At 68.8% G+C, this 20,361-nt stretch carries 18 protein-coding genes; 12 read left to right on the top strand and 6 right to left on the bottom strand.

Features of this window, described 5'->3' with window-relative positions; genetic code table 11:
• The first annotated feature begins 27 nt into the window (after window positions 1-27).
• A complete protein-coding gene (sthA, locus tag ABLG96_RS21220) occupies window positions 28-1,464 on the top strand; it encodes a Si-specific NAD(P)(+) transhydrogenase (protein WP_353649286.1) in 1,437 nt (478 codons plus the stop codon).
• Window positions 1,465-1,494: 30 nt separating this feature from the next.
• Here the strand turns inward: sthA and ABLG96_RS21215 are convergent, their stop codons facing one another.
• The 5 genes from ABLG96_RS21215 to ABLG96_RS21195 all read right to left on the bottom strand — a co-directional run bounded on the left by ABLG96_RS21215 (window position 1,495) and on the right by ABLG96_RS21195 (window position 6,182).
• Entirely contained in the window at window positions 1,495-1,686 is a 192-nt protein-coding gene (locus ABLG96_RS21215; protein ID WP_353649285.1) for a hypothetical protein, read from the bottom strand.
• A 70-nt stretch (window positions 1,687-1,756) separates the two neighbouring features.
• Window positions 1,757-3,097, bottom strand: coding sequence for a dicarboxylate/amino acid:cation symporter (locus ABLG96_RS21210; protein ID WP_353649284.1), 1,341 nt, complete (start codon window positions 3,095-3,097; stop codon window positions 1,757-1,759).
• Window positions 3,098-3,356: 259 nt separating this feature from the next.
• Entirely contained in the window at window positions 3,357-3,650 is a 294-nt protein-coding gene (locus ABLG96_RS21205; RefSeq protein WP_353649283.1) for a hypothetical protein, read from the bottom strand.
• 629 nt (window positions 3,651-4,279) lie between these two features.
• Window positions 4,280-5,410: an inositol-3-phosphate synthase gene (locus ABLG96_RS21200; RefSeq protein WP_353649282.1), complete on the bottom strand. Its 1,131-nt coding sequence runs from the start codon at window positions 5,408-5,410 to the stop codon at window positions 4,280-4,282.
• Between the two features lie 187 nt (window positions 5,411-5,597).
• A complete protein-coding gene (locus ABLG96_RS21195) occupies window positions 5,598-6,182 on the bottom strand; it encodes a PadR family transcriptional regulator (protein WP_353651614.1) in 585 nt (194 codons plus the stop codon).
• Window positions 6,183-6,394: 212 nt separating this feature from the next.
• Between ABLG96_RS21195 and ABLG96_RS21190 the strand changes: the two genes are divergently transcribed.
• Both ABLG96_RS21190 and ABLG96_RS21185 read left to right on the top strand, forming a co-directional pair.
• Complete coding sequence (locus ABLG96_RS21190) at window positions 6,395-6,814, top strand: DUF5318 family protein (protein ID WP_353649281.1); 420 nt, start codon at window positions 6,395-6,397, stop codon at window positions 6,812-6,814.
• Between the two features lie 51 nt (window positions 6,815-6,865).
• Window positions 6,866-8,902: a glycosyltransferase 87 family protein gene (locus ABLG96_RS21185; protein WP_353649280.1), complete on the top strand. Its 2,037-nt coding sequence runs from the start codon at window positions 6,866-6,868 to the stop codon at window positions 8,900-8,902.
• 86 nt (window positions 8,903-8,988) lie between these two features.
• Here the strand turns inward: ABLG96_RS21185 and ABLG96_RS21180 are convergent, their stop codons facing one another.
• Window positions 8,989-10,191 (bottom strand): hypothetical protein, encoded by a 1,203-nt coding sequence (locus ABLG96_RS21180; protein ID WP_353649279.1) that lies wholly within the window; start codon window positions 10,189-10,191, stop codon window positions 8,989-8,991.
• A 180-nt stretch (window positions 10,192-10,371) separates the two neighbouring features.
• Between ABLG96_RS21180 and ABLG96_RS21175 the strand changes: the two genes are divergently transcribed.
• The 9 genes from ABLG96_RS21175 (at window position 10,372) to ABLG96_RS21135 (ending at window position 20,311) form a co-directional block, all read left to right on the top strand.
• Window positions 10,372-11,799, top strand: coding sequence for an extracellular solute-binding protein (locus ABLG96_RS21175; RefSeq protein WP_353649278.1), 1,428 nt, complete (start codon window positions 10,372-10,374; stop codon window positions 11,797-11,799).
• Between the two features lie 110 nt (window positions 11,800-11,909).
• Entirely contained in the window at window positions 11,910-12,785 is an 876-nt protein-coding gene (locus ABLG96_RS21170; protein WP_353649277.1) for a sugar ABC transporter permease, read from the top strand.
• Between the two features lie 20 nt (window positions 12,786-12,805).
• Entirely contained in the window at window positions 12,806-13,687 is an 882-nt protein-coding gene (locus ABLG96_RS21165; RefSeq protein ID WP_353649276.1) for a carbohydrate ABC transporter permease, read from the top strand.
• Window positions 13,684-15,177: a glycoside hydrolase family 3 N-terminal domain-containing protein gene (locus tag ABLG96_RS21160; protein ID WP_353649275.1), complete on the top strand. Its 1,494-nt coding sequence runs from the start codon at window positions 13,684-13,686 to the stop codon at window positions 15,175-15,177. Before ABLG96_RS21165 ends, ABLG96_RS21160 begins: the two co-directional genes overlap by 4 nt.
• A complete protein-coding gene (locus tag ABLG96_RS21155) occupies window positions 15,174-16,427 on the top strand; it encodes an ROK family transcriptional regulator (RefSeq protein WP_353649274.1) in 1,254 nt (417 codons plus the stop codon). The genes ABLG96_RS21160 and ABLG96_RS21155 overlap by 4 nt, the downstream gene beginning before the upstream one ends.
• A gap of 215 nt (window positions 16,428-16,642) precedes the next feature.
• Window positions 16,643-17,596 (top strand): vWA domain-containing protein, encoded by a 954-nt coding sequence (locus ABLG96_RS21150; protein ID WP_353649273.1) that lies wholly within the window; start codon window positions 16,643-16,645, stop codon window positions 17,594-17,596.
• Window positions 17,593-18,900: a protein phosphatase 2C domain-containing protein gene (locus ABLG96_RS21145; protein ID WP_353649272.1), complete on the top strand. Its 1,308-nt coding sequence runs from the start codon at window positions 17,593-17,595 to the stop codon at window positions 18,898-18,900. Before ABLG96_RS21150 ends, ABLG96_RS21145 begins: the two co-directional genes overlap by 4 nt.
• The gene (locus tag ABLG96_RS21140) at window positions 18,897-20,012 is read left to right on the top strand and encodes a protein kinase (protein WP_353649271.1); all 1,116 of its coding nucleotides are present in this window, start codon (window positions 18,897-18,899) and stop codon (window positions 20,010-20,012) included. Before ABLG96_RS21145 ends, ABLG96_RS21140 begins: the two co-directional genes overlap by 4 nt.
• Entirely contained in the window at window positions 20,009-20,311 is a 303-nt protein-coding gene (locus ABLG96_RS21135; protein ID WP_353649270.1) for a hypothetical protein, read from the top strand. Before ABLG96_RS21140 ends, ABLG96_RS21135 begins: the two co-directional genes overlap by 4 nt.
• Window positions 20,312-20,361: the final 50 nt, after the last annotated feature.

Raw genomic sequence — 20,361 nt, 5'->3', positions numbered from 1 at the left:
GAGGGGGGCATCGACCACACTGCCGGAGTGGAACACTTCGACCTTCTCGTCATCGGGTCCGGCCCGGCCGGTCAGAAGGCAGCCATCGCCGCTGCCAAACTCGGCAAGCATGCGGCGGTGGTGGAGCGACGCGACATGGTCGGCGGGGTGTGCATCAACACCGGCACGATCCCGAGCAAGACCATGCGCGAGGCGGTGCTCTACCTCACCGGGATGACGCAACGCGAGCTCTATGGCCAGTCGTACCGCGTCAAGGACGACATCACCGTCGGCGACCTGTCGGCGCGGACCCAGCACGTCATCGATCGGGAGATCGACGTCATCCGGAACCAGTTGTCCCGCAACAAGGTTGCGCTGATCCCGGGCCTCGCGAAGTTCTCCGGTCCGCACGAGCTGGTGGTGGACGACGGCACCGGCAACCAGCGGCTGCTGTCGGCCGACAAGATCGTCATCGCGGTCGGCACCAAGCCGGCCCGGCCACCGAGCGTCGACTTCGACGGCAGGACCATCGTGGACTCCGACCAGATCCTCAACCTCGAATCGGTGCCCAACTCGATGGTGGTGGTCGGGGCCGGGGTGATCGGCATCGAGTACGCCTCGATGTTCGCCGCCCTCGGCACGAAGGTGACGGTCGTGGAGAAGCGTGCCTCGATGCTCGACTTCTGCGACCGGGAGATCATCGAGGCCCTGCAGTACCAGCTGCGCGATCATGCCGTCACCTTCCGGTTCTCCGAGAGCGTGCGGATGGTCGAGCGGCACCAGGGCGGCACGCTGACGATCCTGGAGTCCGGCAAGAAGATCCCGGCGGACACGGTGCTCTACTCCGCGGGACGTCAGGGGGTGACGGACGGGCTGAACCTGGAGGCGGCGGGCCTCACCGCCGCCGACCGCGGCCGGATCGATGTCGACGAGCACTTCCGGACCTCGGTGGAACACATCTACGCCGTCGGCGACGTGATCGGCTTCCCGGCGCTGGCCGCGACGTCGATGGAACAGGGTCGTCGCGCCGCCTACCACGCCTTCGGTGAGCCGGTGGGGATCAGCCAGGAGGTCGAGGTGCAGCCGATCGGCATCTACACGATCCCCGAGGTGAGCTACGTCGGCCGCAGCGAGGACGACCTGACCGCCGAGAACGTGCCGTTCGAGGTGGGCGTGGCCCGGTACCGGGAGCTCGCGCGGGGCGCGATCCTGGGCGACTCCTACGGGATGCTCAAGCTGCTCGTGCACGCCGAGACCCGGAAGTTGTTGGGGGTGCACGTCTTCGGCAGCAACGCCACCGAGCTGGTGCACATCGGCCAGACCGTGATGGGCCTCGACGGCACCGTCGACTACCTGGTCGACGCGGTCTTCAACTACCCGACGCTGGCCGAGTCGTACAAGGTCGCCGCGCTCGACGCTGCCAACAAGATGCGCGCCATCGCCCGGGTCACCGGCAGCTCACAGGTGCACGAGCTGCCGGAGTGATCTCGAACCGTCGCTGGTCGCCCGCCGTACTCATCCGCTGATCTTCCACGCGCCCAGCAACGGTGCGCGCTGGTGCTGGGTGACGATCAGACCGGAGGTGGACCAGAACAAAGGTCCCGCTGTGTCCGATCTGTCTGCCCGGAGCAGATGTCGTGGCGCACCACTGCCGTCCGAGGGAGCCAGCCCGAGGTCGATGCCGGTACGACGGACCGTGCCGGACATCGAAAACCCTCGCTGGTCGAGCGAGTGAGGAACGAACGAGTCGAGACCCCGTCGGCAATCAGCGAGCCCGTCAGATGGTGACCGGTTCCTTCTTCTCGGCGAACGGATCGACGGTGCTGGCCGAGTCGTATGTCCTTTCGTCCAAAAGGTTCTCCCGCTTCGCCACGATGGTCGGGATGAGCGCCTGACCGGCGACGTTCACCGCGGTGCGGCCCATGTCGAGGATGGGGTCGATGGCCAGCAGCAGACCGACGCCGGCCAGCGGCAGCCCCAGCGTCGACAGGGTGAGCGTCAGCATGACGACGGCGCCGGTCACACCGGCGGTCGCCGCCGAGCCGACCACCGAGACCAGCACGATCAGCAGGTAGTCACCGAACGACAGGTCGATGTTGAAGAACTGCGCGACGAAGATCGCCGACAGTGCCGGATAGATCGCCGCACAGCCGTCCATCTTGGTGGTGGCGCCCAGCGGCACCGCGAAGCTCGCGTACTCCCGCGGGACGCCGAGGTTGTCGACCGTCACCCGCTCGGTCACCGGCAGGGTGCCGATCGAGGAGCGCGAGACGAACCCCAGCTGGATCGCTGGCCAGGCACCGGCGAAGAACTTGCGCGGCGACAGCCCGTTGACCCGCAACAGGATCGGGTAGACGACGAACAACACGAGGGCCAGGCCGACATAGACGGCGATGGTGAAGACGCCCAGGCTGGCGAGGGAGTTCCAGCCGTAGCTGGCGGTGGCGGTGGCGATCAGGCCGAGGGTGCCGATCGGGGCCAGTCGGATGATCCACCAGAGCACCTTCTGCACGATGGCCAGCAGCGCGGCGTTGAAGTCCAGGAACGGCTTCGCGGCGGGGCCGACCTTGAGGGCGGCGATACCGATCGCCACCGCGATCACCAACAGCTGCAGCACGTTGAACGACAGCGAGGTGTCGAACCCGGAGTCGGCGGAGCCGGACGTCGAGGCCTCGAGCCCCAGGAAGTTGGACGGCACGAGGCCGAGCAGGAAGTCCCACCACGAGCCCTGGGTGCCGACCGTCGTCGCCGCGTCGGCGGCCACCGAGGTGTGGTCGCCCGGCCGGAACACCAGCCCGAGACCGATGCCGATCAATACAGCGATCAGAGCGGTGCCGGCGAACCACAGCAACGTCTTGCCGGCCAGCCGCGCCGCGTTGCCGACCTTCTGCAGGTTGGCGATGCTGGCGATCACGGCGGTGATGATCAACGGGATCACGATCACCCGGAGCAGGCTGACGAACGTCGAGCCGATGGTCTTGAGGGTGGTGGTCAACCAGTTCGGGGTGCCGTCGGCGACCGGGCCGATGGACCGGGCGACCAGCCCGATGAGGACGCCGAGTACCAGGGCGAGCAGCACCTGGGCAGCGAAGGGGACACGACGGAGCAGAGCACGCACGGGGAGGGCCTTTCGGGGGTGTCCCCGTGGCAGGCGCGCAGCGGGGACGGGTCAGCGGGACGGAGTCACAGCGCCGACCGCGTCAGATCGCGCTGTGGATCCGTCCGAAGTCGACGTGCCGCCGGCGCGTCAGTCCCCAGGTGTCCACAGCGAACGACGCTACTCCGCGCGCGCCGGCACAGGTCACCGAGCAGGACGCTGACCAGCGCCGATGATGCTGCTCGTGTGGCAGATCACCCACCGGCAGGTGCCCGAGGCCTCAGAGCTGCTTGTTCGCCTGTCCGATCTGGCTCGCCGACCACACGCCCGCGCCACCGGCCAGGATGATGCCCAGGATGTCGCCACCCGTTCCCGAGGCCGCAGTGATGATCAGGCCGAGTGCCGCAGCGGCCGTGGAGCCGAGGGCGAGCGGCATCCGCTTCTTGATCCGCTGCCGCGCCACCTCGCCGCCGGCCCGCTTCTGCGCAACCTTGTCGAACTGCCACAGGAAGCCGGCGTAGCCGAGGGCGGCCAGCAGCCCGACCAGGGCGATGAGCGTGAAGATGAATCCCATGGCAGTGCTCCTTCGTGTGATGCGGGCCGTCCACTCCCTGTCTACAGCGAACCAGCGCCCGCTGTGGTTCCCGTGTGACCCCGGTTCCTGACCCGGACGACGGTGTTCGGCACAAGAACACCGACCCGGCACCGGGACACGTCATCGTGCCGAACGGATCCACCGGCGCCCACGGGGTCGGCGTGAAAACGCCGAACAGGCGCTGCGAGCACGTATCCGTGCCGAACCGCGTGCGGCGCGGGGGCCCGGGACGGCGTCACGACTTCGAACGGCACAGCCGCAGGGTCGGGTGCCGGCGACGGTGTCGGAGAACGGCCGCCGGATTCGAGAACTTGCAGGACGCTCTGCGGAAATGCGCGACGGGCGGCCACTTTCCGACACCTGCGCCCGGCAAGTGACGAACTGGTGGCCCTCGATCGTTGATTCCGCAGGAGTTCCTGCAGAAACGCGGATCGAGGGCCACATCCTCGTCACCCGGCTGGCGATCTGACGGGATCTCGACTCCTTCGTCGCTCGATCGGCGAGAGTCGGTCGTGTCGGGGTGGGATCTCGTCGCGCTCCTTCGTCGTTTGCTCGGTCACCGGTGAAATGGCTCGATCACCGGTGACGTCGCTCGACCACCGTCCGAGTCACTCGCCGCGGATGAAGGCCTCCACCTTGTCGCGGGCGACGTCGTCGCCGTACTGCTCCGGCGGGCTCTTCATGAAGTACGACGACGCCGAGAGCACCGGGCCGCCCTGGCCGCGGTCGAGGGCGATCTTGGCGGCGCGTACCGCGTCGATGATCACGCCGGCCGAGTTCGGGGAGTCCCAGACCTCCAGCTTGTACTCGAGGTTCAGCGGGACGTCACCGAAGGCCCGACCCTCCAAGCGGACGTAGGCCCACTTGCGGTCGTCCAGCCAGGAGACGTAGTCGCTCGGGCCGATGTGTACGTTGCGTGCACCCAGGTCGTGGCCCACTTGTGAGGTGACGGCCTGCGTCTTGGAGATCTTCTTCGACTCCAGGCGCTCGCGCTCGAGCATGTTCATGAAGTCCATGTTGCCGCCGACGTTCAACTGCAGGGTCCGGTCGAGCACCACGCCGCGATCGGCGAACAGCTTGGCCATCACCCGGTGGGTGATGGTTGCGCCGACCTGGCTCTTGATGTCGTCGCCGACGATGGGAACCCCTGCGGCCCGGAACTTCTCGGCCCATTCCGGGGTGCCGGCGATGAACACCGGCAGTGCGTTGACGAAGGCCACCCCCGCGTCGATGGCGCACTGCGCATAGAACTTCGCGGCGTCCTCGCTGCCGACCGGCAGGTAGCAGACGAGCACGTCGACCTGCGCCTCCCGCAACGCGGCGACCACGTCGACCGGTTCGGCGTCGGACTCGTCGATCATTTGCTGGTAGTACTTGCCGAGCCCGTCGAGGGTGTGGCCGCGCTGCACCGTGACGCCCAGCGGCGGCACCTCCGCGAAGGTGATGGTGTTGTTCTCGCTCGCCGTGATGGCCTTGCTGAGGTCGACGCCGACCTTGTTCGCATCGACGTCGAGTGCGAGCACGAACTGCAGGTCGGAGACGTGGTACTGGCCGAACTGGACGTGCATCAGGCCGGGGACGGTGGTGCCCGGCTCGGCGTCCCGGTAGTACTGCACCCCCTGGATCAACGAGGAGGCGCAGTTGCCCACCCCGACGATCGCGACCCGGATCGGGTGGGTGCCATGACCGGCGGTGCGCTGTTCGGCTGCGGAATCGGGGACGGGCACAGCAGCGGACATCGAGGGTTCCTGTTCTTCGTCCCGGCAGCGGACTGCCGGGTGGGGTGGGGTGGCGGGACGAGGTGGGGGGCCCACTGGGCTGGGGCGGTGGGCTGGGGCGGTGGGCTGGGGCGGTGGGCAGGGGCGGTGGGCTGGGGCGCCGGGCTCGGTGGGGTGGCAGGCCATCGACTCAGCAGCGCCGGTACGTTCAGTCGGCACCCGGTGGATCGGGATAGGCGCAGGGCGGTCCGCCGGCGTGGTGCTCCCGCTCGTGAGCGATGAGCTCATCGAGCCACCGCACTTCCCGGTCGGCGGCGTCGAGTCCGAGCTGGTGGAGTTCGGCGGTGTACCGGTCGAGCCGTTCGGCGGCCCTGGTCAGGGCGGACCGCCGCGATTCCCGCCCCTCCTCGATGCGCCGCCGCCGGCCCTCGAGGATCCGCACCCTGATCGGTGACGGGGTGCGGGCGAAGAACGCGAGGTGGACGCCGAATCCGTCGTCCGACCAGGTCTGCGGACCGGCATCGGCGAGCAGGTCGGTGAGCCGTTCCTTGCCGTCGGGCGTGATCACGTAGATCACCCTCGACCGTCTGGAGGTCAGCGGAACGGCATCGACGTCGACGGGCACGTGCTGGTCGAGGACGAATCCGGCAACGGTCAGCCGCTTCAACGTCGGGTAGAGCGAGCCGAAGGAGAACGCCCGGAACGTGCCGAGCACAGCGGACAACCGCTGTTTGAGTGCATAACCGTGGGTGGGACCGTCCGCCAGCAGTCCCAGCACCGCCAGCTCCAGCACGTCGCTGCCGGATCGCGGAGGGCGTGCGGAGGCTGCCGCCATGTCGTTACCCTCCCAGCGTCGGTGACGCAGCGCGTCGGATGTATCGGAACGATATATCAGAACGATAGGTCCAGCAGTGCTGGATCCGCCATCCCGACCGCTCGCTGTCGCCGGTGCGACACTGCGGGGACCGCCGGAGCTGCGACAGGAGCCGGGCGTAGCCTGGTTCGATGAAGACGCAGCGAGGACTGGTGGACTACGCGTTGCGTCGCCGTGCCGTGCTCGCCGAGGTCATGGCCGGACGGACGGCAGTCAGCGAAGTCTGCGACGCCTCGCCGTACCTGGTGCGAGCAGCCAAGTTCCACGGCATCGTCACCGATCAGCCGTGTCCGGTGTGCCGGAAGGAACCGCTGACGAACGTCTTCTGGATCTACGGCGACCTGATCAAACACATGGCCGGATCGGCCCGCACCCCGGACGAGCTGGAGCGGCTGGCCGGCACTGTCGACGAGTTCACCGTGCACCAGGTCGAGGTCTGCCGGACCTGCTCCTGGAACCACCTCATCGCCTCCTTCGTGATGGGCAGGGCCACCGCCGGGGACGAGGTCGAGACCGCCCCCCGACGGTCCCGGCGGCGCGTCGCCAAGTGACTCCCTCCGACGGCCTCCGTCCGGACCCGGGCGATCAGTAGGCTCTGCCGGGTGAGCGATCGTGCCGGCGAGGGGCCGGGTGTGGATCCGGGTGGGTCGGGGGATGCAATGGCCCCCGTTCCGTCGCCGACGCCCGGAGTGTTCACCGAGTCGGAGGCCGCGTTCGCCCCGCTCCCGGCCGACCATCCGGACCGTGCGTTCGCGCCGGAAGCAGCCACCCCCGATGCCGCGAACGACCCGTCCCAGGCCGCCGCAGCGACGCCATCGGCGACCGGCACCACCCGCGGCGGAGGTCGCTCGAGCCGGCGACGTCACCGCGGGACCGACCTCGCACCCAGTGCCTCTCTCGGACCGGACGAACGGGTCGTCCCGTCGTGGACCGATCCGACCGTCCGCCGCGCCTCGAGCCTGGTGGGCGGGCCGCTGGGCAGGCACGCCCAGGTCGGTCGCAACGTGCTGATCACCCCGCTGCGGGTGTGCCTGCTGATGGCCATCTTCGTGCTGGCGTTGGGCTGGTTGGCGAAATCGCCGTGCATCCAGACCAAGGGTGATCCGCCGGTGCTGGACCAGGGCGGCAACAAGCCCTGGCTCACCGGTTGCTACAACGATGTGGTCCCGCTGTACGGCAGTCGAGGCCTCAACCGGCCGGCCGACTTCCCCTACGCGAACTCCTTCATCGACCTCACCGATCAGGGCGAGCGCCGGATCTACCCGGCCGATCGGGTCAGCACGGTGGACGGCCAACTGCAGTACGTCGGTCCGGACGGGACCGTCCAGCTCAGTGACCAGGACGTCGTCGGCGACCCGAAGACCGGCTACCGGCAGGTCCAGGACGGGGCACTGGTGACGGTCCCTGACATCGGCGCGATCGGCACGGTCCGCTATCTGGAGTATCCGGTACTCACCGGTGTCCTGATGTGGGGGATCAGCTGGGTCAACCAAGGCTACCTCGAGCTGGGCAGGTCCGGGGTGGTGCCGCAGGGTCTCGACGTCGCGTCCTACTTCTCGATCGGCGCGATCGTGCTCAGCCTGTGCTACCTCTGGGCCGTGATGTGCACCGCGCGGATGGCGCGGAAGCGGGTGTGGGACACCGCGATCATGTGTCTGGGTCCGCTGCTGATCGTGCACGGGTTCACCAACTGGGACCTGCTGGCCGTCGGGCTCACCGCGGGCGGCATGCTCGCCTGGTCGCGCAAGAAGCCCGGCGTCGCGGGGATCCTGCTGGGCCTCGGGATGGCGGCCAAGCTGTATCCGATCCTGCTGCTCGGGCCGCTGCTGGTGCTGTGCCTGCGGTCGGGTCGGATGCCGGCGTTCGTGAAGGCACTCGTCGGAGCGGTGATCGCCTGGGCGGTGGTCAACGTGCCGGTGATGCTGCTGCATCCGGACGCCTGGTACGAGTTCATCCGGCTGAACTCTGCCCGTCCACCCGAGTACGACAGCTGGTACTTCATCGTCCAGCAGCTGTCCGGCTCGACGATCTGGAACGCGACCGTGTCGGGCGGAACGCCGACGCTGCTGAATGCGGTGTCGTTGGTGCTGTTCCTCATCGCCTGCGCGGCGATCGGCTGGCTGGCGCTCTCGGCGGAGCGGCGGCCACGGTTCGCCCAGCTCGCGTTCCTGGTGGTGACGGCCTTCCTGCTGACCAACAAGGTGTGGTCGCCGCAGTACTCGATCTGGCTGCTGCCGCTGGTCGCCCTGGCGCTCCCGCGCTGGCGGCCGGTGCTGATCTGGCAGTTCTGCGAGGCGGTCACCTGGTTGCTGCTCATGCTGCAGTTCGCCGGGAACAACGCCCAGGGGCAGCCGCTCTACCTGTCGATCTATCCGTTCATCGGCGCGGCGATCATCCGCGGCGCACTGGTCGTGATGCTGGCGGTGCTGGTGATCCGCGAGATCATCCGTCCGGCAACAGATCTCGTCCGACAGACCGGTGACGACGATCCGACCGGCGGCGTGCTCGAGGACGCCCCGGACCGCTTCACCCTGCCGTCGCTTCCGACGCTGGTCCGCGGCATCTCCCAGCGTCGCCGTCCGGTGGTCGACGATGCCCAGCCGGCACCGGGGCTGACGGCGGTGGGCGACCCCCGCTGACCTTCGCGGTACTGACGGTCGTTTCAGCCCGAGGTTCGCGGTCCTGACGGTCGTTTGGGGCTGACGTTCGCGGCCCTGACGGTCGGTCAGCCTGTGACGATCCAGGCTGCCGCCTGCGGGCTGGGACTCGCGGCAGTGACGATGACGCCGGCAGGAGACCACAACAGCGGCCCGTACACGTTGCGCGTCTCGTCGTCGGCTCCGAGGAGGTCGCGGGGTGCGGTGCTGCCGTCGGCCGGCGCCAACTGGAGATGGAACCGGTTGCCGTCCGCGGCTGTGGGCTTCGATCGGATGTCGGTCGCCGCTCCACTCGCGACGAAGGCGACCACCGACCCGTCGGGAGAAAAAGCACCGCCTGCGGCGTAGGTGCGTTCGGTACCTGCGATCACGGTGTGTTGTCCGGACGTCAGGTCGTAGATCCCTGTCTCGCCGGGAACCAAGGTCTGCAGGTTCGCCGTGCTGAGCAGGGCCTTCCCGCCGTCGGGCGAGACGCCCAGCAGGATGGGGTGGGTGATGTCCTGGTCGAAGGTGACCGCCGGATCCCGCACGGCGCCGTCAGCGATCGAGACCGTCACGAGCCGAGCGCCGCCTCGGGATCTGCGCTCCCACACCATGGCAATGGTGCCGCCGCCGATGGCGGCCACGGTGACCGTCTCCTTCGTGCGGTCGCCGCTGGGCGCCAGCACCACTGCCGCGCCGGTGGACGGGGTGATGCGGTACACCGCCCCAGTGATGCCGACGGCGAACAGTGCGTCGTCCGATTGCCACAGATAGGTGACCGCTGCGTCCCGGAGAGCCGAGCCGGTCCCGGTGGTCGATGTAGGGCTGGGCGCTGTCGGGCTCGGGCCGTTGGATGACGTCGCCGCGGGGAGGGTGATCGGGACAGTCGTCCCAGAAGAGGCGTCGACAATCCAGGCGCGCGCGCGATTTCCGTGTTGGCCCGGGTTTTCGAAGACGACCAGGCGCGAGCCGGTCGGGGAGAACACGGCGGGCTGCCGTCCGGTGATGTCGGGGTCCTCCGCGCAGGTGGACGATGTTCCCTTGGCGCCCGTCGGCACCCGATCCCGCACGCACAGACTGTTGTCCTTGGCGATGGCCAACAGGGTCCCCGCGGGGCTGACCGCCACCGCCTCCTCGAGGTCGATCGACTGCGCGGTCGCCGTTGCCGGGTCGGGCGGGGAGTACGCCTGCCCGGCCGGGCTCCCGGTCACCTCGCCGCCGCAGGCGCTGACTGCGAGGACGAGCAGAGCGGCCAGGGCGGTGGCGCGGAGGCGGGTGGTCGTCTTCATCTGCAGAACGGTAGCCAGCGAAGCCGGTGCGTACCGGCCGATGCGCGAACTCGCTCGGAGCGTCCGGCCGATCTGCGGCCGAATTCCGCCCAGCTCTTGACGACGCGGTCTCTCGGACATTAGATAGGACAACTTCCCTAACTATTCGGTCAGGGAGTCACTCCAACGAGGGAGAACAGGATGAGAGCCGGTATCCGCAGTCGCCGTCTGATCGCCGTGCTGACCGCCGCGGGCCTGGTGGCCGCAGGGTGCGCCGCCGATCCCGATCCGAGCGGGGCGGGTTCCACCGGAGCGCCTGCCGCCCCGTCGCCCACGTCCGCGCAGGGGCAGTCCAGCAGCGTCACCACCCCCTCCTCGACGGGCAGCGTGGCGCCTGCCGAGGCCACCAGCAGCGCCGCCACCTCGGCCGAGGCGCCGACGGGCGAGCAGCAGACGCTGCGGGTGTGGATGCAGGGCGACACGCTCAAGGACATCGACATCAAGGCCCTCGACGCCGAGTTCGAGGCTGCCCACCCCGGAGTGACGGTCGACCTGCAGGAGCAGACCTGGGGCGAGTACACGACCAAGGTGGCCACCGGTCTGGCCGACACCGCAGGGACCGCTCCGGATGTCCTGGAACTCGGCAACACCCAGGTCGCCCAGTTCGCCGGGGCCGGTGCGCTGATGGAACTGACCGCTGCGGACTTCGACAACTCCGATGCCTGGCTGGGCGGGCTCAAGGAGTCTGCGACGTACGACGGCAAGCTCATCGCGGTGCCCTACTACGCCGGGGTCCGGGTCGGTATCCACCGCACCGACCTCGCCGACAAGGCCGGGTTGAAGCCGCCGTTCGACTCGCTCGACGACCTGCAGGCAGCAGGCGTCAAGCTGCTCGCCGACCATGGCGATGACGGGTCGTTCTCCGGTCTCTACTTCCCCAGCCAGTACTGGTACGAGGGCATGTCGTTCGTCTGGGACGCCGGCGGCGAGATCGCCACCCAGGCTGCCGACGGAAAATGGACCGGCACACTGGATTCCGCCGCATCGAAGGCCGGCCTGCAGCGGCTCAAGGACTTCGTCGGCGCCGTGTCCCGCGGTGGCGACGGGACCGACGAGGCCGACGACGCCCTGGTGATGGCGCAGGACCAGGCGGCCATGTTCATCGACGCCTCCTGGAAGCCAGGGGTCGTCACCGACAAGGAGAACGGCAATCCGAAGCTGGAGGGCAAGGTCGGCATCTTCGTGGTGCCCGGAAGCAAGCCGGGGACCGTGCTGCCGCAGTTCCTCGGTGGCAGCGACATCGTCATCAATGGCAGGACGCCGAACGCGGATCTTGCGAAGGCGTACACGAAGTTGTTGACCGGCAAGAAGTATCAGGGCGCACTGGCCGCCAAGGGCTACATCGCCAACGCCACGACGTTCACCCCGAAGAAGGGTGATGCCAACGCGGAGACGGTCGTCAAGGCCGCGTCCACGGGTCGGTTCGTGCCGAACTCGAAGAACTGGACCAAGGTCGAGGACTCCCGGGTGCTGCAGAACATGTTCGACGCGGTCCTCACCGGCTCCTCGTCGATCGATGACGCCACCGCAGAGGCCAGCAGCCGCATCACCGAGCTGCTGAACGGCTGACCCACGCGATGACCACCACCAGTACGCCCCTTCCCCCGGCTCCTGCGGCGACGTCTCGTCGTCGCGGGGGCCGGGGCTCCGGCAGGCGATCCGGGTTCACCCCGTGGCTGATGGTCGCGCCGCTGCTGCTCGTACTGGCGGTGGTCCTCGCGGTCCCGCTGGTGCGGTTGCTGATCGTCTCGATGCAGAAGTACGGCCTCGACCAGCTGATCGGCGGTCGTGAGGCCACCTTCGTCGGTCTGCAGCAGTACGGCGACATCCTGGCGTCCCAAGAGTTCTGGGCAGCGCTGTCGCGCACGGTCCAGTTCGTGGTGGTGGCCGTCGGTCTGACCGTCGGACTGGGACTGGCGCTGGCGCATCTGCTGGCCAAGGTCGCCCGTCCGGTGCGGACCTTCCTGATGCTGTCGATGGTGACGGTCTGGGCCATGCCGCCGATCATCGCGATGCCGATCTGGCGTTGGTTGATCGACCAGCGGTTCGGCGTCCTGAACTACGTGCTGTTCAAGGTGGGGGTGTTGCCGACCAGGACGTTCAACTGGTTCAAGGAGCCGTTGACGGGGTGGATGGTGATCACCGCGATCGTGGTGTGGGGAGCCCTGCCGTTCGTGGTGATCAGCCTGCACGCCGCGTTGACCGGGGTGTCGAAGGACCATGTCGAGGCGGCCCGGCTGGACGGCGCCGGTGCGTGGCGGGTGTTCCGGTTCGTCACCCTGCCGGCGATCCGGCCGACGCTGATGATCGTCATCACCCTCTCGATCATCTGGGACTACCGGGTGTTCGCCCAGATCTGGCTGCTGCGCGACATCGGTGCCAACAAGGACAGCTACTACACGATCGGCATCTGGTCGTACGTGGAGTCCTTCTCCAACAAGAACTTCGGCTACGGGGCGGCCATCGCGCTGATCAGCGTGCTGCTGCTCGGCGTGCTGTCGGCGGTGGCCGTCCGCAACGTGCTGCGCAGCAGCGACGAGGAGAGCCGCTCATGACGCTGCTGGAGGACCGACCCGTGACGAGAGCACCGATCAGCGTTCCGCGGCCACCCGTGCGGCGCCGCAGGCAGACCCGGAGGATGCTCGCCGGGTCGGTGTGGAACCTGCTCGGTGTGCTGGTCGGGCTGGTGATGATCTTCCCCGTCTACTGGATGCTCGCCAGCTCGTTCAAGCTCGGGGTGAACCTGCGCCGGGTCGACCCGCAGTGGTTCCCGGCCCCGTTCACCACCGACTCGTACCGGCGGGCACTGGAGCAGCCGCGATTCCTGGGCAGCCTGCTCAACAGCCTGGTGGTGGTGGGAAGTACGGCCCTGATCGCCCTGGTGATCGGCTTCCTGGCCGCGCTCGCCCTGGCCAGGATGAACTTCACCGGCCGCAAGGCGCTCGTCATCCTGGTCATCACGATCCAGATGGTGCCCATCGAGGGCCTGATCATCCCGATGTACCTGATGCTCAACAAGGCGCACCTGACGGACAAATCGATCGGGCTGATCCTGGCGTACCTGTCGTTCGTGCTGCCGTTCACGGTGTGGATGCTGCGCGGGTTCATCGCGGCGGTCCCGAAGGACCTCGAGGAGGCCGCCATGGTGGACGGCTGCACCCGCGGGCAGGCCTTCCGGCGGATCATCCTGCCGCTGGCGGCGCCGGGACTGGTGGCCACCACGGTGTTCGCGGTGATCCAGGCGTGGAACGAGTACCTGTTCGCCTACGTGCTGATCAAGCAGAACACGAACCAGACCATCACCGTCTGGCTGGACACCTTCATCACCACCAAGGGCGTCGACTGGGGTGCCCTGATGGCGGCCTCGACGTTGGTGGCACTGCCGATCGTCGTGCTGTTCGCGATCATCCAGCGCAAGGTGGCGACCGGACTGACCGCCGGCGCGGTGAAGGGATGACGGCGACCGGAACGACCGGCACCCTGAGGTCACTCGCCGACACCGTTCTGATGCCCTGTTTCGACGGCACGACTGCCCCGGACTGGTTGCGCCGCAGGGTGTCCGAGTCGCTCGGAGCGGTGTGCCTGTTCGGTCGGAACGTGCGGGACGACGCGCAGGTGCGCGCGCTCACGGACGTCCTGCTGGCCGAGCGTGCGGAGCTCGTCGTGGCCATCGACGAGGAGGCCGGTGACGTCACCAGGCTGGACGCGTCCACCGGGTCGCCCTACCCGGGAAATGCCGCTCTCGGGCGGGTGGACGACGTGGCGACGACGCGCTCTGTCGGTGCCAGGGTCGGCGCCCGGCTGCGGGCTGCCGGCGTCACCCTGAACTTCGCCCCGAGTGCCGATCTGGGCGACCGCCCGGACAACCCGGTGATCGGTACCCGAGCCTTCGGTGCCGATCCCGACCTGGTCGCCCGACACACGGTCGCGTTCGTCCGCGGACAGCAGGACGCTGGAGTTGCCGCCTGCGCCAAGCACTTTCCCGGTCACGGCGGTACTTCTGCGGACACCCATCTGCACCCGGCGGTGATCGCCGGCGACCTGGCCGCGCTCGAGAACGGGCCGCTGCGGCCGTTCCGGGCAGCTGTCGACGCCGGGGTGGCGACCGTGATGGCCGGACACCTCTCGGTGCCCGCGGTCGATCCCCTGCCGGCCTCGATCTCTGCGCGCTGGCTCACCGAGATCCTGCGTGGGGACTGGGGTTTCGACGGAGTGATCGTCACCGATGCCCTCGAGATGCAGGCACTGGCCGGACGCTACGGGCTGGCCGGAAGTGCCGTGCTCGCGCTGGCCGCGGGGGCCGATCTGCTCTGCATCGGCGGCGCGACCCGCAGTGACGAGGAGCTGTCCGGCCTCACCGACGCGATCGTCGACGCGGTCCGCGACGGAACACTGCCGGCAGACCGGCTGGCCGATGCAGCTCGCCGGGTGAGCGGGTTGCCGGCCGTCGCCGGGGCCGCTGCCTCCCGTCAGGTCGGAGCGCCGGTCGGGGCGTCCGGTGTCGGAGCCGAGGACGTGGCGACCGCCACTCGCGCTGTCACCGTCGCTGGACCACTGCCGCGGTGGGCGGGGCCGGGACTGCTGCTGCGCTGCGAGGAGACCCCCAACATCGCCGTCGGCGTGGTCCCGTGGGGTCCGGGTGCGGTGCGCGGCGATCTTGCCGAGATGATCCTGACCGCCGGTGCGCAGCTGCCGGTCGCGGCAATCCGGGACGCCGGCACGGTGGTGGTCATCACCCGCGATCGTCACCGGCACCGCTGGATGCGGGAGCTGACAACAGCTGTCCGCACCCACCGGCCGGACGCCGTGCTGCTCGAGATGGGCGTGGCCGGGGTCGCCGACGAGGACGTGCCTGCACTGGCCACCTACGGCGCCACCCGGGCGTCGACGCAGGCGGCGCTGCGACTGCTCGGGGCCGGCACCGATGGGACAGAATGGGGCGGATGACGCCCGACCACGCCGCTGCCGTTCCGGTGGTGCCCGTCGTGGCTGCACGCCGCAGCGCCGACTCGCCGCGGGTGTTGCGCGAGATCAACGACCGGGTGGTGCTGGACCTGCTGCTGGAGCATGGGCCGATGACGCGCGGCCGGGTCGGCCAGCTCAGCAGTCTGTCCAAGCCGACGGTGTCGTCGCTGCTGACCCGCCTGGCCCAGCGTGGCCTGGTCACGACCACCGGCGTAGCCGAGGGTGGCCCCGGCCCGAATGCCCGCATCTACGCGGTGGACCCGAGCGCCGGACACGTTCTGGTGCTGCACGTGGAGCAGCACGGCAGCGTTGCCACGCTGGCCGACATCACCGGAGCGGTGGTGGCCGCCCATGCGGTCGAGGTCCCCTCCCGACGGGCGTCCGACCCCGCCGAGGAGGCCCGCCGGGCGATCGACGGAGTGCTGGCCGCGGCGGCACTCCCGGCCTCGGCAGTCCGGCTGCTGATGATCGTCACACCAGGGGTGATCGACCCGGTGACCGGCCGACTCCGGCATGCTCGCCATCTGCACGGCTGGGAGGAATCCGGTCTGCCGGAACGACTTTCGGCCGAGTTCGGGATGCAGGTGCGGTACGGCAACGATGTGAACCTGGCTGCGGTGGCGGAGGGTAGGAGCGGCGCCGCCCGCGGGCGGAGCGACTACGCCCTGCTCTGGCTCGGCCGCGGGGTCGGCCTCGGGCTGGTGCTGGACGGCCGGGTCCGGTTGGGCGCGCACGGCGGCGCCGGTGAGATCGGGTACCTCCCGGTGCCGGGCGTGGAACATCCCCGGGTCGACCGCGGCGGCGCCGGCGCATTCCAGCAGCTCGTCGGTGGCCAGGGTCTGCGGGCGCTGGCCAAGCGGCACGGCATCCGCTCCTCGAACGTTCCCGAGGAAGTCGTGCGCAGCGCGCTGCTCGCCGCCGAATCGGGTGGGCATGCGCTGTTGGCCGAGCTGGCGGAGGGCATCGCCCAGGGCGTCAGTGCCGTGACGGCGCTCATCGACCCCGGCCTGCTGGTGATCGGCGGCCCGGTCGCGGCCGCCGGCGGCGCGGAGCTGGTGGACCTGGTGCGGGCGGCGATGGCCCAGTGGTCGTTCGTCCGCCCGGAGATCGTCGCCTCCCAGCTCGCCGGTGACGGCGTCGTCGCCGGTGCGGTGGAGGAAGCCGTCCGGGAGATCAGGGAGACCGTCTTCGGGGACGCCGGCGCCGAGCAGTCGTCCGGGACCGGCGCCTGAGCCTCGACCGGCCCGAACCGCACCCCAGCGACGCGACCCCGATCGGGTTCGAAACCGTCATCACCCCGTCGGCCGGCCAGGCCGTGTGATGACCACTCTCGCCTGACCGTGCAGTGGGCGTTGCCCGTCTGAAAGTGGTCGGCACGGGGTACCACCGGGTCGCACCGATCGATCAGGTGTCGCCGTCAACTCCTGCCTACCCCGGAGGAAATCCCATGCCCGAAGAGTTGGATCCACGTTCTCCTGACGAGTCGCCGACGCTTGCTCCCGATGTCGAACCGACATCGGACAGCAGCGGGACGCCCGACGTCGCGCCCAGTACTTCCCCCGAGCCCGGGAGTCCGACAGCAGGGACGGCCGACGATTCGACCACGGGCGAGTCCGAGGAGACCTCCCCGGACCACCCGAGCGCGCCGGCGGCGCTGGACTCCGCGACCGAGTCCACTCCCGCCTCGTCCAGCCCGGAGTCTCCTGCCGCACCCGCTGCGCCGCCGATCGTGCGAGGTCTGAGGTACGCAGTGGACATCGTGTTCTGCATCGATGTGACGGGCAGCATGACCCCGATCATCGATGCGGTGAAGGCCAACGCGCTGCGTTTCTACGAGGACGTGCAGACCAATCTGACGGCCAAGGGCAAGAACGTGGACACGCTGCGGGTTCGGGTCATCGCGTTCCGCGACTTCACCTCCGACGCAGCAGCGCCACTGCAGGAGTCCTCGTTCTACTCGCTGCCCGAGGAACAGACTGCGTTCGACGGCTTCGTCAGCGGCTTGGTGGCCGACGGCGGCGGCGATGCGGCGGAGTCGGGCCTTGAGGCCTTGTCGCTGGCGATCAACTCCCCGTGGACCACCGTCGGCGACAGGCGCCGTCAGGTGATCGTGGTCTGGACCGATGCGCCGGCCCACCCGCTCAACCTCGCCGACCTCCCGCCGGATCTGGCCACCTCCGTACCCAGCAATTTCAGCGACCTGACCGATCTGTGGGAGGACCCACAAGGACCGGTCGGTTCCAGCAGCAAGCGGCTCATCCTGTTCGCACCGGACGGCCCTGGGTGGGGTGAGATCTCGGCGAACTGGGAGAACGTCGTGCACCACCCGTCGGAGGCCGGTAGCGGCCTGTCCGAGGTCGACTACGGCACGATCGTCGATTCCATCGGCAATTCGGTGTGAGTGGCGAATCCGAACCGGAGGTGACGGGCGCTGCCCCGCAGCCGCCCGGAGCTGGATCCGACGACGTACAGCCCGCGGTGTCGACAGCGGAGCCGGAGCCCGGCACCGAGCCGGGCGTTCCCACCGGCGGATCTCCGAGCGGTGACGCGCTGGGCACCGAAGGCGAACCCACCGAGGCCGAAGCCGATGCATCGGTGGGCGCGGATCGGTCGCCTGATGCCGAGAAGGTGGACCGAACCCCCGTGGCGGATGCCGCTCCGGTGGCACCGTGGTGGCCCGTCGCGTTCCGGTTCAACCTTGCCAAGCTCCCTGAGCACGGCGAGGACGCCGACCCGATCCTGGACCACAGCCGGGAAGGCACGGCCTTCGTCGCGGTCTTCGACGGAATGGGCGGAGCCGGCGGCACGGTCTATGAGACCCCTGACGGTCCGCGCACCGGCGCCTATCTCGCCTCAAGGGCCGCCCGAACTGCCGTCGAGCAGCGCTTGGGCATCTTGCTGGACCTCGGTGCCGACCTGGACGGACCGGCCACCGCCGAGGACCTCAGGGAATGCGTGGAACACGCGTTGACAGCCCGCTGGGCCGAACTGCGGGCACCACGGAGCGCTCTCCGTTCGAAACTGCTCCGGGCCCTGCCGACGACGATGGCGCTGGCGTCCGTGCAGCGCCGCGCCCTCGATGAACCGGGCTGGACCTGTCGTCTGTGGTGGGCAGGTGATTCCCGCGTCTACGCCCTGGATCCCACCCACGGACTCCAGCAACTCACCGTCGACGACATCAAGGACCTGGGTGACGCCATGGCCAACCTGCGGGACGATTCGATCGTCAGCAACGCCATGTCTGCCGACACCCCCTTTCTCGTTCGCCACCGAACCGTCGACCTGACCGCCCCGTTCCTCCTGGTCGCCGCGACCGATGGGTGCTTCGGATACTTCCGCTCGCCGATGCACTTCGAACACTCCATCCTGGCGGCCCTGCTCGGCGCACCGGACACCGAGAGCTGGTCCACCGCCGTGCAGGAATCGATCAGGGCGATCACCGGGGATGATGCATCGATGGCAGTCCTGGGTGTCGGTACCGATCACGACGGCTTCCGGGCGGGTTTCTCCGACCGCCTGGATGTGGTCACGTCCCAATGGGTGGAGCCACTGGACAGGACGGCCGCGGAGACAGACCTGATGGAAGCGCAACTGCAGGCCTCACGTGAACGACTGACCGAGCAGACAGCGCAGTTGTGGGCTCGTTACAAGGTGGACTACCAGCTACTCCTGGGCGAGCCCGGGCCGATTGCGGAGAACTCATGAAAACCGGAGCGGTTGTCGGCGGCTACACCTTGCTGGAGGATTTCCGCGTCGTCGGGGCCGGCCTCAGCGAATGGACCTTCGCCGAGCGGGATGGCCGCGAGTACTTCATCAAGCGGTTCCTCAGCCCGACCTTCCCCGATGACGACGCACCGGGCAGCGCAGCCACCAAGGCGCGCAAGCGGGAACGCTGCGCCGCGTTCGAGGCGCATCACCGCGGAATTCAGGTGGCTCTGGCGCCGGTGACCCGCTACCGCGGAAACCTGATCACCACCCTTGACTTCTTCCGGCAGGGCGCGAAGTACTACAAGGTCACTGAGAAGATCGACCCGGCGGGAATGGAGGTCGAAGACGTTGCGCGCCTTGAGTTCTCCGCCAAGCTGGTGTTGATGATGACCGTTGCGCACAGCCTTCGGATCTTGCACGAGCTGCACATCGTGCACGGCGACCTGAAGCCGAGCAACGTGCTCATCAAGCGCACAGAGCTCGGGTACACCACCAAGTTGATCGATTTCGACAGTTCCTACGTGGTGGGAAACCCGCCGCCTGCCGACGAGATCGTCGGGACCATCAACTTCTACTCGCCTGAACTGGCGCGCTACGTCCAGGGTGCCGACAACGCCTCGGAGCTCACCGAAGGTGCCGACATCTTCGCTCTCGGCCTGATCTATGCCGAGTACCTCACGGGTTCGGTGCCACCCTTCGACCCGGCTCACCACGAGCCGGCCATAGCGGTGCTGAACGGCGAACCGCTGCTGCTTCCCCCGGCCGGGCTTCCCGGCCCCGTTGCGCAACTGGTGAACCGCATGCTGCTGGCGGATCCTGATGCCCGGCCGAGTATCGACGAGGTGCACGCCACTCTCATGGCGCAGCGCCCCGGTGCCCCCACGACCACTGCGAAGCCGCCGTTGCCTGTCGTCCGACCGGACTCGCACTCGACGTCGGCGCTGCGCGGGAAGGGCTTGCGCATTGCCGATGCGGGCGTCCCCACGATTCCAGGTAGTTCGTCTGCGACTCGAACCGGTCCGCCGGCCGACTCCGGTGCACGAGACTCGGGCCTGCGCAGCTTGGTGGGCAGGTTGTTGACCCGGGCCGAGAAGGGTCGATCCCGATGATCGCGACCTGGCGATGCGGCGTGTGCGAGACGGTCAACCACGGCGGACGGGCCTGCTCCGCCTGCGGCGCCGACCTCTCCAGGCGATCCAGGGTCCTGACCGAAACCCGCGCGCGACTCGCCCCTCCGGCGGCGCCGCCTCCCCCAGCGGCGCCGCTACCGGTGGTGGTCGAACGGGCCATCAACCGCGAGCCCGTCGTCGAGGAGGAATGGGAGGACTACGAAGCCGAGTCCTTCGACATGCTGCCCATTCCTGGCGGTTGCCTGTTCAGCTTCGGTCCGCGCAGGAGTTCTTGGTAGCACTGACGCTGCGCCTTTTCGTGCCCAGCCCCGCTTCGGCAAGGTTGCGC

It is taken from the genome of Nakamurella sp. A5-74, assembly GCF_040438885.1.
Lineage (GTDB): Bacteria > Actinomycetota > Actinomycetes > Mycobacteriales > Nakamurellaceae > Nakamurella.
The sequence above is the reverse complement of the archived record's forward strand: the minus strand, read 5'-3'. Positions and strand labels throughout refer to the sequence as shown.

Bases quoted from the DNA above. Each gene is read 5' to 3' on its own strand.
- ABLG96_RS21215 (WP_353649285.1), bottom strand. From the start codon at position 1,686: ATGTCCGGCACGGTCCGTCGTACCGGCATCGACCTCGGGCTGGCTCCC.
- ABLG96_RS21205 (WP_353649283.1), bottom strand. From the start codon at position 3,650: ATGGGATTCATCTTCACGCTCATCGCCCTGGTCGGGCTGCTGGCCGCC.
- ABLG96_RS21200 (WP_353649282.1), bottom strand. From the start codon at position 5,410: ATGTCCGCTGCTGTGCCCGTCCCCGATTCCGCAGCCGAACAGCGCACC.
- ABLG96_RS21190 (WP_353649281.1), top strand. From the start codon at position 6,395: ATGAAGACGCAGCGAGGACTGGTGGACTACGCGTTGCGTCGCCGTGCC.
- ABLG96_RS21180 (WP_353649279.1), bottom strand. From the start codon at position 10,191: ATGAAGACGACCACCCGCCTCCGCGCCACCGCCCTGGCCGCTCTGCTC.
- ABLG96_RS21175 (WP_353649278.1), top strand. From the start codon at position 10,372: ATGAGAGCCGGTATCCGCAGTCGCCGTCTGATCGCCGTGCTGACCGCC.
- ABLG96_RS21170 (WP_353649277.1), top strand. From the start codon at position 11,910: ATGGTCGCGCCGCTGCTGCTCGTACTGGCGGTGGTCCTCGCGGTCCCG.
- ABLG96_RS21160 (WP_353649275.1), top strand. From the start codon at position 13,684: ATGACGGCGACCGGAACGACCGGCACCCTGAGGTCACTCGCCGACACC.
- ABLG96_RS21155 (WP_353649274.1), top strand. From the start codon at position 15,174: ATGACGCCCGACCACGCCGCTGCCGTTCCGGTGGTGCCCGTCGTGGCT.
- ABLG96_RS21150 (WP_353649273.1), top strand. From the start codon at position 16,643: ATGCCCGAAGAGTTGGATCCACGTTCTCCTGACGAGTCGCCGACGCTT.
- ABLG96_RS21140 (WP_353649271.1), top strand. From the start codon at position 18,897: ATGAAAACCGGAGCGGTTGTCGGCGGCTACACCTTGCTGGAGGATTTC.
- ABLG96_RS21135 (WP_353649270.1), top strand. From the start codon at position 20,009: ATGATCGCGACCTGGCGATGCGGCGTGTGCGAGACGGTCAACCACGGC.